We start from the raw sequence: 12,855 nt of genomic DNA, 5'->3' as shown, positions 1-12,855 counted from the left end.
CGTGGGCTTTCGCGATCTGATCGCCGAGGTTGACGCGGTGGTGTTCGAAACGCTGGGCGACACTGCACGGATCGAGGGTCGCGAAGAGCCAGTGTTCGGCATGTTTGCCGCGCCTTGGCTGCAACCCAAGTTCGGCAAGCTCAACACCGGTTTGCGCGAGCCGCGTTTCGAGATTCGCGTCAGCGATTCGCACGGTCTGGAGCAGGGCATCCTGGTCAGCGTTGACTTGCCTGCCTTGGACGGCGGTGGTGACTACGACCTGATTCAGCTTGAACCCAGCGGTGACGGCCTGGTCGCACTGATTCTGAGGTTGCGCCCATGAGTGTCGGCAGCTATTTCAAACCCTCGGCCGGGGGCGGGATGATCTCCATCCAATCCTCGGCCGCAGACTTTCAGGCGTTCCAGGACTTTGCCAAGGTGGTGCCGAAAGCGGCCGCTGCGGCGCATCGACGTGCAATCAACAAGACGTTGGGCTGGTTGCGCACGCACATTGCCCGAGCCGTCAGCCGGTCAGAGCGCATTGCTGTTGCAGCGGTGCGTCAGCGGTTGCGCAGCTATCCGGTTTCCGGCGGTGCCGCGAGCGGCAAACTGTGGTTCGGGTTGAACGCCATCGAATCCAGCCGGATCGGCCGGGCGCGGCAGACCGGGAGCGGTGTGTCGGTGGCGGGGCGGCGTTACGAAGGTGCCTTTCTCAAGAAGGTCTACGGCAACAAGCCCGACATCTGGATTCGCACAGCCAGCAAGCATTTCAATGGAGACGACTACCCGGACAGCACGGTGTCCCCCGGTCGCGGGCCGAGTTCGGGTTGGGTCGCAGAAAACGGTAGTCGTTTCCCGCTGGCCAAGGCCAAGGTGTCGCTGGAGCAAGCCCGGCCGCATTTCGACAGCTGGGTCAAAAAGGCAGATGAGCGTCTGCTGGAGATTCTCAAGCAGGAACTCAACTTTGAGCTGCAGAAATACCTTAAGAGGATCGGCAATGTCTGAAGAACCGTTCAGCCTGGACCAGCTTTGTCGGGCGGTAGAACAGCATCTGCGTACCCACTTGCCTGGCGTACAGGCCGTCACAGCCTGGCCAGACATTAAGGATCGCGTGTCGCTGCCAGCGGTGTTTCTGGAGGTGGCCGAGATCGAGCCGGGTACCGATATCGGCACCGGCGAAACCTCGCTGGTCTGCAAGTTCGAGGCTCGGATCATTGTTGACCCGATCAAGGCGCACCATCATCAACAGGCCGTGCAATTGGCGACGCAGTTGGCGGTGTTGCTTCGTTCGCAGACGTGGGGGTTGGCAGTTGAACCCGCCGAGTTTGTGCAATCGCTGCAGGACTGGACCCAGCCGCACCTGGATGGATACACGGTGTGGCTGGTGGAGTGGACTCAGCAGGTTTATCTCGGCGTTGAGGAATGGCCGTGGCCGGACGAACCGCCGGGGTCGTTGGTGTTTGAAGTCGATCCGGGTGACGGGCAATTCAGGCCGGAGGATCTGCCGTGAGTTACGCAAGCGCCCAGCATGACCGCATGATCGCGGGTGCGGTAAAGGCTTGCTACGTGGTCGCGGTGGATCTGTCCGCTTCGCCGCCGGTATGTCGCGTCTCGGATGGCAGTGAATGGGTCAGCGCCTGGGTGCGGTGGCACAGCATCGCCGCCGGCAAGGCCAGGCACTGGCGGGCACCGTCTTTGGGCGAGCAGGGCAGTTTGATCAGTCCCAGCGGTGACGTGTCACAAGGCACGTTTGTCCCGGGCCTGTATGGCAATGCCGGACCGCCGCCAGATAATCGCGACCATGTCGAAGTCTGGCGTTTCGATGATGGCGGCTCGCTGATCTACGACTGGCAGGCCAAGAACTACAGCATCACGTTGCCGAGCGGCACAGTCACCATCAAGGTGGCCAGCACGGAAGCGGTCGTGACCGATAGCGCGGTGAACGTGACCACCGGCAACATCAATCTGAAAGCGGCGGTGATGATCGACGGCGCGTTACACGTTACCAAGGGCATCACCAGCGCCGGCGCAATCATTGATGCCACCGGCAACAGCAACCACCACACGCATTAATTTCAACTCACGATAGCCCGCCCAGTGCGGGCTTTTTCATGCCTGGAGAACCACATGGCCAAGATCGATACGACCTCAACCGATGCGCAAGCGTCCTCGGAACCGGCATTGTCATCCTCAACTTACTCATCGCCTGAGTCCTTGAAGTTCCACGACAAGCTCTACACGTCGCGACTGGTGATCGTGCCCGGTACCGACCGTTCCTATCCGGTGGAGAAGGCGACGGTCGTGGTGCCGGCCTCCGACATCGAGGCGGTCAAGTTCCTGAAAGCCAGCGAAGAATACGAGCCGTTCAAGGAGTGACATCGATGATCGGAATGGATCGCCAGACCGGCCTACCCATATCCGGCATCGAGCACCTGCGGCAATCCATTGCCGACATCTTGAGCACGCCGCTGGGCAGTCGCCGGCACCGCATGGAGTACGGCAGCAAGCTGCGGCGGTTTGTCGATTTGCCCGTTAACGAGGGCTGGAAAAGCGCCGTACAGGCTGAGGTCGCCCGCGCTTTGGGGCGCTGGGAGCCACGTTTGAAGCTCGGCCAGGTGCGTGTCCTTTCCGTCATTGGTGGGCAAATCAATCTGCAAATCGTCGGGAAATACCTGGGCGACGGCGTCACGTTGGAGGTGGCTGCATGAGTACCGTTGATTTGTCGTCGCTGCCGGCGCCGACCGTGCTGGAGCCTCTGGACTTCGAAGAGGTTTATCAGGATGGTTTAGGCGTCTTTCGCGGGTACATGGGTGGCAATTGGACGGCCGTGCTGGAAAGCGATCCAGTTGTCAAAGTGCTTGAGGTCGGGGCCTACAACAAGGTCGGCAACCGCGCTCGGGTCAATGACGCCGGCAAGGCGCTATTGCTGGCGCACGCCATTCGCGGCGACCTCGATCACTTGGGGGCCAACGTCAATCTGCAGCGTCTGGTCATTCAGGCCGAGGATCTGCTGGCGGTTCCGCCGGTGCCCAAGGTCATGGAAGACGACGACCCGTTTCGCGAACGCATCCAGTTGGCCTATGAGGGTTTGACCACAGCCGGCCCACGTAACAGCTACATCCTGCATGCGCGTAACGCTTCTGGGCTGGTGGCAGACGCCACGGCCGAAAGCCCGGCACCTTGCTACGTTACGGTAACGGTGCTGGGGTTTGATGGGGAAGGTGAAGCGCCGCCGGAGCTGCTGGCGACGGTGGACGCTGCGCTGAATGACGATGACGTGCGCCCGGTCGGTGATCGGGTGACCGTGCAGAGCGCGCAGGTGATCCGCTACGAGATTGACGCCATCTTGCACATGGCTGGCGCCGGCCCCGAAGCGGATGCCAGTTTGGCCGAGGCGAAAAGTCGATTGGCAGCCTGGATCAATCCACGCAAGCGGCTGGGCGTCGAGGTCGCGCGGTCGGCTGTTGACGCCCAGTTGCACGTTGCCGGCGTTGCCCGGGTTGAGTTGGTCGGTTGGCAGGACTTGGCCCCGACCAAGGCGCAAGCGGCGTTCTGTACGCGCTACAGCGTGAGGCTGGCGGGCTGATATGAAAAGTCTACTGCCGCTCAACAGCACGCAACTGGAACGGGCCATGGAGGCCGCGTTTTTCGAAAAGACGATTGTCCCACTGCGCGACCTCTACAACCCCGACACCTGCCCGGTGCATCTGCTGCCGCATCTGGCGTGGGCGTGGTCGGTCGATCGCTGGGACTACCGATGGTCTGAGGCGACCAAGCGCGCGGCCATCAAGGCGTCGTACTACATCCATAAACACAAGGGCACCATCGGCGCGCTGCGCCGCGTGGTCGAGCCGCTGGGCTACCTGATTGAGATCGTCGAGTGGTTCCAGACGGTGCCCGAGGGTGTGCCGGGCACCTTCGCTCTGAAGGTGGGCGTTCTCGATACCGGTATCACCGAGGAAATGTATCAGGAGCTTGAGCGCCTGATTGACGACGCCAAGCCTGTTACCCGGCAACTGACCGGGCTGGCGATCAGCCTGGAAACCCAAGGCAACTTAGATATCGCCGTATCCCTCTACGACGGCGACGAGATCGACGTTTACCCACCCGTCATGCGTGACATCGAGGTCACCGGCAGCTTTGGCGTGGTCGGCCGCGAACACACCATAGACACCCTGGACGTTTATTATGATTGATGCGAACTCGCAGTTTTTCGCGATCCTCACGAACGTGGGGATGGCCAAGCAGGCGAACGCCGACGCGCTTGGAATTCCCTGGAAACTTACCGAAATGGGCGTGGGGGATGCCAACCCAAGCGGGCTGGCAGATCCGCCCAATCCGGTGCCGTCGGCCATACAAACCAAGCTGCTCAATGAGTGGCGCCGAAAGCCGCTCAACCAACTGAAGATTGATCCGGTCAATCCGGCAGTGATCATCGCCGAGCAAATCATTCCCGCCGATGAGGGCGGTAAGTGGATCCGCGAAATCGGCCTCTACGATGCGGACGGCGATCTGGTGGCGGTGGCCAACTGCGCGCCAAGCTTCAAGCCGCTGCTGTCGCAAGGCTCTGGCCGCACGCAAGTCGTGCGCATGAACTTTGTGGTCAGCAATACCGGGAATATCACGCTCAAGATTGATCCGTCGGTGGTGCTGGCTACCCGCGAATATGTTGATTCGCGTCTTCTGGACGAGTTGAGCCGGCTCGACATGAAGCAATCTGTGCGCGCTGCAACGACGGCCAACATTGCTCTGCTCGGTTTGCAGGTAGTGGACGGTGTTTCGCTGAACGCCGGCGATCGGGTGTTGGTGAAGAATCAGACGGTAGCGAAGGATAACGGTCCATATGTAGTGGCGGCCGGTGCCTGGGCGCGGGCAAGTGATGCCGACAGCAATGCCAAGGTCACGCCGAATATGACGCTGGCGGTTGAGGTGGGGGCTACTCAGGCCGACACGATTTGGCAGTTGGTGACAGATGGCGCGATTGTTGTAGGCGTCACGGCCTTGATGTTCAAGGACATTACCGACGGTCTCGCCCGTTTGCTTTCTCCGATCTTTGTCGGAAGCCCCAAGGCGCCGACGCCGGCGCAATTTGACAGCAGCAAGTTGCTGGCTACGGCTGAGTTCGTGAAGCGCAGCGGGGTCGAGTTTTCGGGGTTCACCACAAACAGCGCGAACTTGGCGCTTGCGGCTGAGCATGTCGGCGGCCTTCACAGCTTTTCCGGTTCGGGGCAGCTCACCGCAACGTTGCCGCCTACGGCAGGTATCGCGCAGGGCGCTACTGTCGCGCTTGTCTGTGCGGGTGCTGGCGGCCTGAGAATCGTCGGGGCCGGGGCTGATGTGGTGTACACCTCTACCGGTGTTGCTGGCCCGTTGGTATTGGCCTTGGGCGACACCGCCGAATTCATTCGGCTGCAAGATCAATGGCGGTTGATCGGTGGCACTGTTGCGCTGCGCTATGCCGGCGTCATGGCGGGGGAGAGTTTCACAACCCGGCCTCAGTTCGATAGCTCCAAAGCACTTGCAACAACTGAGTTTGTGCAGCGGTCTTCGGGCAGTCTGGCCGGGTACGTTAATTACTCGGCAAACACTACGTTGACGGCTGAGGATGTTGGTAAGTACGTCTACGCAAGCGCGTCAGTCATGACCCTTACATTGCCTGATGCGGCTTTGCTGCCTGCTGGGAGCAGGCTCTACATACAGGCCGGTGCGAACACTGCCTGTACCGTAAAGTCCATAAACGGCAATGTGTCTGGGCCTAACGGCAATCCGAATGGTTCGCCTAATGTGGTGCTTGGCAGCGGTGTCGCAGCAGAGTTCATCGCATGGGGGGCGGGCTGGCTATCTGTTGGGGGCACCGGGCTGGCTTCGCTTGGCGGCAGCGGCTTTCAAAAGATGCCTAGCGGTCTGATTGTTCAATGGGGGTTTGGGACTGCTGGCATCTCGGGTACTACGGTCGTAAATACATACCCGATCGCTTTCACTAAAGCGGTTTATAGCGTTGTCTCGCAGCATGTTGGGGCTGAAGCCTCTGTAAATATTATCACTGACTATTCTCTTATGTACTCACTTACACAGTTTGGATTGCGCGGGACTTACTCAACTAACGTTTCCGTTTACTGGATAGCGATCGGGCAATAATGGCTTAGGGAGATGCTCGTGTTCTATTCAAAAGCTACCAAAGGGTTCTATGACGAATCTATTCATTCGTCTATGCCGGATGATGTTGTTGAAATCTCTGATGAGAAGCACGCCGAGCTGATGGGAGGGCAGGCAGCAGGCAAGGTTATTTCTTGTGGTGATGATGGCTATCCATTTCTGACTGAACCGCCGCCGGTCAGTGACGAGGTGCTGAAACTAAATGAGCGCGTTTGGCGGGACGCTCAGTTATCGGCTACGGATGGTGTTGTTTCGCGCCACCGTGACGAGCTGGAAGAAGCGCAAGTAACCACACTAACGCCTGCGCAATACAGCGAGCTACAGGTGTATCGCCGAACACTTCGCAACTGGCCGGAGGCGGGCGAATTCCCGCTGATTGATCATCGTCCGCTGCCTCCTTTGTGGCTGACCGGCCAGCTTCAATAAACGCCCCGCACTGACGGGGCGTTTTTCATTCCGTTACGCGTAACACCAACACCCTCACAGCCTCGCTTATGCGGGGCTTTTTCGTTTCTGGAGAATGAGCCTTATGAGTTTTTTTCACGGCGTCACGACCACGTCGGTCGACACCGGCGCGCGCACCATCTCGCTGCCGTCGTCGTCGATCATCGGCCTATGCGACACCTTCACCCCCGGCGTTCTCGGCGGCGGCACGGCCAAGGCCGGCGAATTGAAATTGATCACTACCGAGCGCGAAGCCATTGCCGCCTTCGGCGCTGACTCGGCGATCACCAAGGCGTGTAAGGCGATCTACGTCAAAGCCAAGGCGGTGATCGTCGCCATCGGCGTGCCCAAGCTGGAAGACGCGGCGCTGCAAACCTCGGCGATCATCGGCGGCGAACTGGTCTCGGGTCAGCGTACGGGCCTGCAGGCGCTGCTCGACGGTAAAAGCCTGTTCAACGCCCAGCCGCGGTTGTTGATCGCGCCGGGCCACACGGCCACTCAGGCGGTGGCCACGGCGCTTGATAGCTTGGCGCAGAAGCTGCGCGCCATCGGCATCATCGACGGCCCCGGTACGACCGATGAGGCCGCTATGGCCTACGCCGATAACTTCGGCAGTCGCAACCTGTTCATGGTCGACCCGGGCGTCAAGTATTGGGACACCGTCACCAGCAAGACCGTCGACGCGCCTGGCTCGGCTTGGGCGGCGGGGCTGTTCGCCTGGACGGATGCTGAGTACGGCTTTTGGGCCTCGCCATCGAACAAGGAATTGACCGGTATCACCGGAACCGGTCGCGCGGTCGAGTACCTGGACGGCGATGAAACTTGCCGGGCCAACCTGCTCAACAACGCCAATATCACCACGATCATTCGCGACGACGGTTATCGACTGTGGGGTAACCGCACGCTGTCGAGTGATCCGAAGTGGGCATTCGTAACCCGCGTTCGCACGTTGTTCATCCTTATGGACGCGGTGCAGGCCGGGCACAAATGGGCGGTCGACCGCTCGATCACCAAGACCTACGTGACCGATGTCACCAACGGTCTGGATGCGTTCATGCGCGACCTGAAAGCTCAGGGCGCAATCATCAACTTTGAAGTTTTCCCCGACACCGAATTGAACACGGCCAGCCAGATCGCCCAGGGCAAGGTGTATTGGCGCATCCGTTTCACCGACGTGCCGCCGGCAGAGAACCCGAATTTCCTTTTCGAAGTCACCGATCAGTGGATGACCGAAGTGCTTGAAGCAGCCTAAGGGGGCGTAACCAATGATTCCTCAGACTTTGTATAACACCAACCTGTTCGTCGACGGCGTGAACTTCTCCGGCGACGTGCCCAGCCTGACGCTGCCCAAACTGACCACCAAGACCGACGAATATCGTGGGGGCGGCATGGCCGGCCCCATCGAGATGGATCAGGGGCTGGAAAAAATGGAAGCCTCGTTTGTCACCAAGGGCGTACGTCGCGAGTCGCTGAAGTACTTCGGCCTGGCCGACGGCACAGCGTTCAACGCCACGTTCCGAGGTGCCTTCAAGGGCCAAAAGGGCGCGGTTACAGCGGTCGTTGCCACCCTGCGCGGCCGGCTCAAAGAGGTCGATCTGGGTGACTGGAAAGCCGGTGATGCGGCCGAGATTAAACACGCCGTTTCGGTCACGTACTACAAGCTCGAAATCGACGGGCGCCTGATGTACGAGATCGACATGGTCGCCGGCATTCAGGTGATCGACGGCAAAGACCAACTCCTCGAAGTGCGCAACGCGCTCGGCCTGTAAGGAATAGATTCAGATGACTCAAGCTATCGCTAAAAACCTTCCGGCCTGGCTGTCGCTCAGTGCGCTCGGCGCTGTTGTAACGCTGACCCGTCCAAGCAAGGCCAACAGTGTCGACGTCGAGACGTTGAACCTGCGTAACCCGACAGTGCGTGAAGTGCGTGCGGCTGATCGTGCTGCCAACGGCGATGGTGAACAGCGCGAACTGATGCTGTTCGCAGGTCTCGCCGAAGTCGGACTGAAGGATCTGGAAGGCCTCAAGCTGACGGATTATCGCCGCGTGCAAACGGCGTATTCGCACTTGGTACCGAAAACCGATTATTCGGACTCGATGCCGGCGTGGTTGTCGCTAAACACCGATCAGGTGCTGGTGACGCTGTCGTGTCCGAGTGAAATCAATGGCGTGACCGTCGACAAGCTGGCCTTGCGTTCGCCGACTGTGGGCGACGTGCGAGCGGCCAACCGTGAGGTGGGTGGCGACGATGAGCAGCGCGAGCTGGTGTTGTTTGCTGCGTTGTCCGGCGCTTCGGTGGCGGATCTGGAGGGGCTGAAGCTGGTGGATTTTAACCGCTTGCAGGCCGGCTATTTTCGCATGGACAACTACGACGGGCTTTAACCCCAGCGTGATCAAGTCGGCGGCGAAACGTCTGGCGGCGGAAACCGGATTTTCCGCCGCCGAGATCCAGTCGATGCCGTTCGCGGATATGGTGTGGTGGCTCACGGATTGAGCCGCCACCGGTAGTGCTGGGCACATGAGGGCCATGATATGGCAAACAAACTCGCCCTCGGGCTGGTGATCGGCGGCGCCGTCAGTTCCACGGTCGGCGCCGCGTTCAAGGACGTGACCGGGCGCATCAAGCGCCTTGAGGCTGAAGGCAACAAAGCGCGCGTGCTGCAGCGCACGATTGGCGACACCATCCGCCTGCGCGAAGAATGGAAAAAGGCTCACGACACCGGCGCAGCCGGCGCCTCCAAATTACTCAACCGTTTGAACTCGAACCTCGACAGCTTGAAAAAGCAGGGGGTCGAGGTCGGCCGGCTGGAAAAAGCCTATCGCTCGATGGGGCAGATGGCCAACAAAGCCGAGCTGAAAGCCAAAGGGCATCAGCAGATTGATTCTGGCGTAAAGGGTATGAAGGGCGCTGTCGGTGCGGCGGTTGTAGGTGTCGGTGCCATGGCGGTACCGGCCAAGGTCAGCGCTGATTTTGGCGCCATTGTGCGAGACATCGCGATCAAGGCCGGCATTGCCAACAAGCCCCAAGAGCAGGAGATGTCGCGCAAGATCATCGACACTTCACGCGATACCGGCATGGCGCGCAACGATGTGGCTGACGTGGTCAATCAGTTGGTCGGCGCCGGTATGGACTTGAGCAAGGCGCTGGATTACGCGCCTGTCGCGGCAAAGTTTGTCGTGGGGCAGGGATCCAGCGGCGTCGACACGGCGAAGATGATCAACGCCCTGGGGCAGAACGCCAAGATCACCGACCCCAAGCAGATGCAGCAGGCGCTGGAGGCGATCGCCTACCAAGGGCAGGCAGGCAGCTTTGAAGCGGCCGACATGGCCAAGTGGTTTCCCGAGCTGTTGGCCAACATGGCCAGCAACGGCATCACCGGCTTGGATGCGGTGACGCAACTGGGTGCCATGTTGCAGGTCCAGATGAAGCAGGCCGGCAGTTCGGACGAAGCGGCCAACAACCTGAAAAACTGGATGGGCAAAATCGGCTCGACCGACACGGTCAAGGCCTACGAAAAAGCCGGTATTGATTACAAGGGATCGATGCAGACCGGTTTGCAAAACGGTATGTCGACGCTTGAGACCAGCATGGCGCTGGCTCAGAAATACATTCAGGCGACCGATCCGAAGCGTGCGGCGGCCATGGCCGAAGCGACGTCAAAAATCAGCAAGGAAGCCAATCCCGATAAGGCCAAGGCCATGATGGCCTCGCTGGAAGAATCCCTGCGCACCGGCGACCTGTTCGCCGACATGCAGGTCAAGGCCGCACTGTCGGCTTACATGCAGAACAAGGCGCTGTACAGCCAGCTCAAAAACGATTCGCGTGACGCCACCGGGATCCTCGACAAGAACCTCGCCGAGCGGCGTGAGTCGTCATCTCAGAAATGGGCGGAAATGGCCCAGGCGATGGATGACGCCATGCGCAGCATCGGGGATGCGCTGCGCCCGGTGACGGACACCGTGGCCGAGTCGTTGACCAAGGTTACTAAAGGCATTACGTCGCTGACTGATAGCGCGCCCGGGGTGGTTGCCGGTATCGCTACGGTCGGAGCGGGGCTGATTGCCTTAAAAGGTATCTTCAGCACGATCAAGATCAGCAAGGGGCTGCTAAACCTTGCGCGTGGGTCGCGCGGTGGCAGGAATGGGAGCGAAGCCCCAAATAAAAAACCCGGAGAACTTGATCTCGTAGCGACTGGCCTGGATGTTGTTTCACGGGTGAAGGAAGCGGCAACAGGCGGTGGCCTTGGTACTGAAAGTGGTGCAGGTAACGACGGCGTCAAGAAGGTTTTCGTCGTCAATGCCGGCGCTATGGGAGACGGTGTGGATGCGTCGGGCGAATCGCGCCGCCGTGGACGTGGGTCAAGGCGCAGCGCTCGGCGCCGGTCATTGCCGAGTTCGAGAGGTCCTCGCCCGTCTGTGCCTCGTCCACCTGTTCCGGCTCCGCGTCCCCCTGTTTCGATCCCATCGCCATCAGTCCCTTCAGTTCCAAGTGGAGCATTGTCCAAGCTCGGCGTCGTCGCAGGAACCGTCGGTAAGGTCGGCAAGGCGGCCAAGGTCATTCCTGGCGGCACGCTGCTGGAGTCTGGCGCGATGGCTTTTGAAACCTTTCAAAACGCCAAGACCAAGGACGAAAAAGCCGAAGGTTACGGTTCGGCCGCTGGCAACCTGGCCGGCACCATGGCCGGTGCAGCAGCAGGCGCCGCCATCGGTTCGGTTGTGCCGATCATCGGCACCGCGATCGGCGGCATGATCGGTGCCTATCTTGGCAGTCAGGGCGGTGCGGCGCTGGGCGGGTCGTTGGGCAAGTCGCTGTTCGGCGGAGAGGATGAAAAGCCCGAGCAAACGGCAAAGGCGCCGGTGCCATCCACGCCGCTCATGATGGCGTCAGCGGCGCAGCAAGGCCAGGTGTTGGGGGATGTCGCGCGCTCGATGGCGGTGACGGCGCCGCTCAAGTCGGCGGCGCTGGCTATCCAGCCCAAGGAGCCGGCGAAGCCGGAGCCGGCCAAGGTGGATCAGCAGTTTCAGTATTCACTGAGCATGCCGGTGACCGTGCAGGGCGATGTCAAAGACCCGCAAACCTTGGCGCAGGATCTGATGCCGCACATGCAACGAATGATGGCGGACGCGGCGAGGAGTAACGCCGCCAAGCTGTACGACGAACCCCATGTATAAGGAGGTTTCATGGCTTACATGGAGCAAATGCAATCGAGCCTGAAGTATTTAATCGAGGCATCGGAAACCGGGCGGCGCAGTGCTGACGGCATGCTGACCCCGGTCAACGGCGCGATCCGCGAACTGACCGGCGCCGCGTCCGAGCTGGAGAACATCCCGTTTGTTGGTCCGGCCATCGGCGCCAAACTTCAGCGAGTGATGCGCGGCGTCGACGCGGCTCAGGCCAAGGTCGGTCAGGTGGTAGCGGTGTACGGCCGCGCCACCCGCGCGGCGGCTGAAGTGCAGGATCGGCTGGGTACGTTGAAGGAACAGGCGGGCAAGGCGGCCACGGCGATCAACAACGTCGCCGGCAAGGTCAGTCCGTCGCTCGCCAACATCGTGCCTACCAGTTCCTTTGCCGGTGAGGCGACGCCGGCGCCGGAGGCGGTAAAGCCGTTCCCGCACCTGATGATCATTCAGCCGCGCGATCCAAAAATTGAGCCGTACTACTTCAACCTGGACACGGCAGCCTTTGATGAGCTGAGCCGTTCGACCGAATTCCGCTGGGCTTCGCAGGAGCGGCTGACGCGCCGGCCGGCGAAGCAGGCCATCGGTATGGGCGATGAAAAGTTGACGCTCAAGGGCACAATCTATCCGGGCTTCAAAGGCGGTTTAAAGCAGCTCGACACCCTGCGTTCCATCGGGGCCAGGCTACAACCGCTGACCCTGACCACGGGGTACGGCGAGGTGATCGGGACGTGGTGCCTGAAAAACATCAACGAGGAACAGTCCGCACTGCTGCACGGCGGGATTGCTCGCAAACAGGGGTTCACTTTGGAGTTTGAGCGTTATGGCGACGACATGCAGGACGTCTGACGGCGACATGCTCGATGTCATTTGCAACAACGTTTACGGCCATCTGAATGGCAGCGTCGAGGCCGTGCTCGATGCCAATCAGGGGCTGGCTGATGAACCTCAGCCGTTCCGGTCGGGCGTGATTATCGTCCTGCCGGATCTGCCCAGCCCAACCAGTGAGGGCGTCAGCTTGTGGGATTGACCTAGACTGTCCGCGCCGCCGCACAGCCGCGCTAGGCATAACGACACGCTGTTTTTCTGACCTGCCTT

At 60.4% G+C, this 12,855-nt stretch carries 16 protein-coding genes and 1 pseudogene; all 17 read left to right on the top strand.

Annotated features, from left to right (window positions below; all coding sequences use genetic code 11):
* The first annotated feature begins 1 nt into the window (after position 1).
* The 17 genes and pseudogenes from FGA82_RS17240 (at position 2) to FGA82_RS17165 (ending at position 12,787) form a co-directional block, all read left to right on the top strand.
* Positions 2-322: a head-tail joining protein gene (locus tag FGA82_RS17240; protein WP_141127978.1), complete on the top strand. Its 321-nt coding sequence runs from the start codon at positions 2-4 to the stop codon at positions 320-322.
* Positions 319-984: a hypothetical protein gene (locus FGA82_RS17235; RefSeq protein WP_034155915.1), complete on the top strand. Its 666-nt coding sequence runs from the start codon at positions 319-321 to the stop codon at positions 982-984. Before FGA82_RS17240 ends, FGA82_RS17235 begins: the two co-directional genes overlap by 4 nt.
* A complete protein-coding gene (locus tag FGA82_RS17230; protein WP_141127977.1) occupies positions 977-1,489 on the top strand; it encodes a hypothetical protein in 513 nt (170 codons plus the stop codon). Before FGA82_RS17235 ends, FGA82_RS17230 begins: the two co-directional genes overlap by 8 nt.
* Positions 1,486-2,052, top strand: coding sequence for a phage baseplate assembly protein V (locus FGA82_RS17225; protein WP_141127976.1), 567 nt, complete (start codon positions 1,486-1,488; stop codon positions 2,050-2,052). The genes FGA82_RS17230 and FGA82_RS17225 overlap by 4 nt, the downstream gene beginning before the upstream one ends.
* 54 nt (positions 2,053-2,106) lie before the next feature.
* A complete protein-coding gene (locus FGA82_RS17220) occupies positions 2,107-2,355 on the top strand; it encodes a hypothetical protein (protein WP_171057301.1) in 249 nt (82 codons plus the stop codon).
* Positions 2,356-2,360: 5 nt separating this feature from the next.
* Positions 2,361-2,687, top strand: coding sequence for a GPW/gp25 family protein (locus FGA82_RS17215; RefSeq protein WP_141127975.1), 327 nt, complete (start codon positions 2,361-2,363; stop codon positions 2,685-2,687).
* Positions 2,684-3,565 (top strand): baseplate assembly protein, encoded by an 882-nt coding sequence (locus tag FGA82_RS17210; RefSeq protein WP_141127974.1) that lies wholly within the window; start codon positions 2,684-2,686, stop codon positions 3,563-3,565. Before FGA82_RS17215 ends, FGA82_RS17210 begins: the two co-directional genes overlap by 4 nt.
* Before the next feature lies 1 nt (position 3,566).
* Entirely contained in the window at positions 3,567-4,175 is a 609-nt protein-coding gene (locus tag FGA82_RS17205; protein ID WP_141127973.1) for a phage tail protein I, read from the top strand.
* A complete protein-coding gene (locus FGA82_RS17200; RefSeq protein ID WP_141127972.1) occupies positions 4,168-6,117 on the top strand; it encodes a phage tail protein in 1,950 nt (649 codons plus the stop codon). Before FGA82_RS17205 ends, FGA82_RS17200 begins: the two co-directional genes overlap by 8 nt.
* Positions 6,118-6,129: 12 nt before the next feature.
* Positions 6,130-6,561: a phage tail protein gene (locus FGA82_RS17195; RefSeq protein WP_141127971.1), complete on the top strand. Its 432-nt coding sequence runs from the start codon at positions 6,130-6,132 to the stop codon at positions 6,559-6,561.
* Positions 6,562-6,664: 103 nt separating this feature from the next.
* Complete coding sequence (locus FGA82_RS17190) at positions 6,665-7,831, top strand: phage tail sheath subtilisin-like domain-containing protein (protein WP_141127970.1); 1,167 nt, start codon at positions 6,665-6,667, stop codon at positions 7,829-7,831.
* A 13-nt stretch (positions 7,832-7,844) separates the two neighbouring features.
* Positions 7,845-8,348 (top strand): phage major tail tube protein, encoded by a 504-nt coding sequence (locus FGA82_RS17185; RefSeq protein ID WP_141127969.1) that lies wholly within the window; start codon positions 7,845-7,847, stop codon positions 8,346-8,348.
* 13 nt (positions 8,349-8,361) lie between these two features.
* Positions 8,362-8,652, top strand: a pseudogene (locus tag FGA82_RS32465) (phage tail assembly protein); the annotation flags it as partial.
* Between the two features lie 24 nt (positions 8,653-8,676).
* Positions 8,677-8,961 (top strand): phage tail assembly protein, encoded by a 285-nt coding sequence (locus FGA82_RS32460; RefSeq protein ID WP_249384257.1) that lies wholly within the window; start codon positions 8,677-8,679, stop codon positions 8,959-8,961.
* Between the two features lie 150 nt (positions 8,962-9,111).
* Positions 9,112-11,751, top strand: coding sequence for a phage tail tape measure protein (locus FGA82_RS17175; RefSeq protein ID WP_141127967.1), 2,640 nt, complete (start codon positions 9,112-9,114; stop codon positions 11,749-11,751).
* A gap of 9 nt (positions 11,752-11,760) precedes the next feature.
* Positions 11,761-12,606, top strand: a complete 846-nt coding sequence (locus FGA82_RS17170) for a phage tail protein (protein ID WP_141127966.1) — start codon at positions 11,761-11,763, stop codon at positions 12,604-12,606.
* On the top strand, positions 12,581-12,787 hold the full coding sequence (locus FGA82_RS17165) for a tail protein X (protein WP_064596196.1): 207 nt from the start codon (positions 12,581-12,583) through the stop codon (positions 12,785-12,787). Before FGA82_RS17170 ends, FGA82_RS17165 begins: the two co-directional genes overlap by 26 nt.
* Positions 12,788-12,855: the final 68 nt, after the last annotated feature.

The sequence above is a fragment of the Pseudomonas fluorescens genome, from assembly GCF_005938625.1.
Taxonomy (GTDB): domain Bacteria; phylum Pseudomonadota; class Gammaproteobacteria; order Pseudomonadales; family Pseudomonadaceae; genus Aquipseudomonas; species Aquipseudomonas fluorescens_BD.
The sequence above is the reverse complement of the archived record's forward strand: the minus strand, read 5'-3'. Positions and strand labels throughout refer to the sequence as shown.

Bases quoted from the DNA above. Each gene is read 5' to 3' on its own strand.
- FGA82_RS17220 (WP_171057301.1), top strand. From the start codon at position 2,107: ATGGCCAAGATCGATACGACCTCAACCGATGCGCAAGCGTCCTCGGAA.
- FGA82_RS17170 (WP_141127966.1), top strand. From the start codon at position 11,761: ATGGCTTACATGGAGCAAATGCAATCGAGCCTGAAGTATTTAATCGAG.
- FGA82_RS17235 (WP_034155915.1), top strand. From the start codon at position 319: ATGAGTGTCGGCAGCTATTTCAAACCCTCGGCCGGGGGCGGGATGATC.
- FGA82_RS17195 (WP_141127971.1), top strand. From the start codon at position 6,130: ATGCTCGTGTTCTATTCAAAAGCTACCAAAGGGTTCTATGACGAATCT.
- FGA82_RS17230 (WP_141127977.1), top strand. From the start codon at position 977: ATGTCTGAAGAACCGTTCAGCCTGGACCAGCTTTGTCGGGCGGTAGAA.
- FGA82_RS17190 (WP_141127970.1), top strand. From the start codon at position 6,665: ATGAGTTTTTTTCACGGCGTCACGACCACGTCGGTCGACACCGGCGCG.
- FGA82_RS17215 (WP_141127975.1), top strand. From the start codon at position 2,361: ATGATCGGAATGGATCGCCAGACCGGCCTACCCATATCCGGCATCGAG.
- FGA82_RS17205 (WP_141127973.1), top strand. From the start codon at position 3,567: ATGAAAAGTCTACTGCCGCTCAACAGCACGCAACTGGAACGGGCCATG.
- FGA82_RS17165 (WP_064596196.1), top strand. From the start codon at position 12,581: ATGGCGACGACATGCAGGACGTCTGACGGCGACATGCTCGATGTCATT.
- FGA82_RS17210 (WP_141127974.1), top strand. From the start codon at position 2,684: ATGAGTACCGTTGATTTGTCGTCGCTGCCGGCGCCGACCGTGCTGGAG.
- FGA82_RS17200 (WP_141127972.1), top strand. From the start codon at position 4,168: ATGATTGATGCGAACTCGCAGTTTTTCGCGATCCTCACGAACGTGGGG.
- FGA82_RS17185 (WP_141127969.1), top strand. From the start codon at position 7,845: ATGATTCCTCAGACTTTGTATAACACCAACCTGTTCGTCGACGGCGTG.
- FGA82_RS32460 (WP_249384257.1), top strand. From the start codon at position 8,677: ATGCCGGCGTGGTTGTCGCTAAACACCGATCAGGTGCTGGTGACGCTG.
- FGA82_RS17175 (WP_141127967.1), top strand. From the start codon at position 9,112: ATGGCAAACAAACTCGCCCTCGGGCTGGTGATCGGCGGCGCCGTCAGT.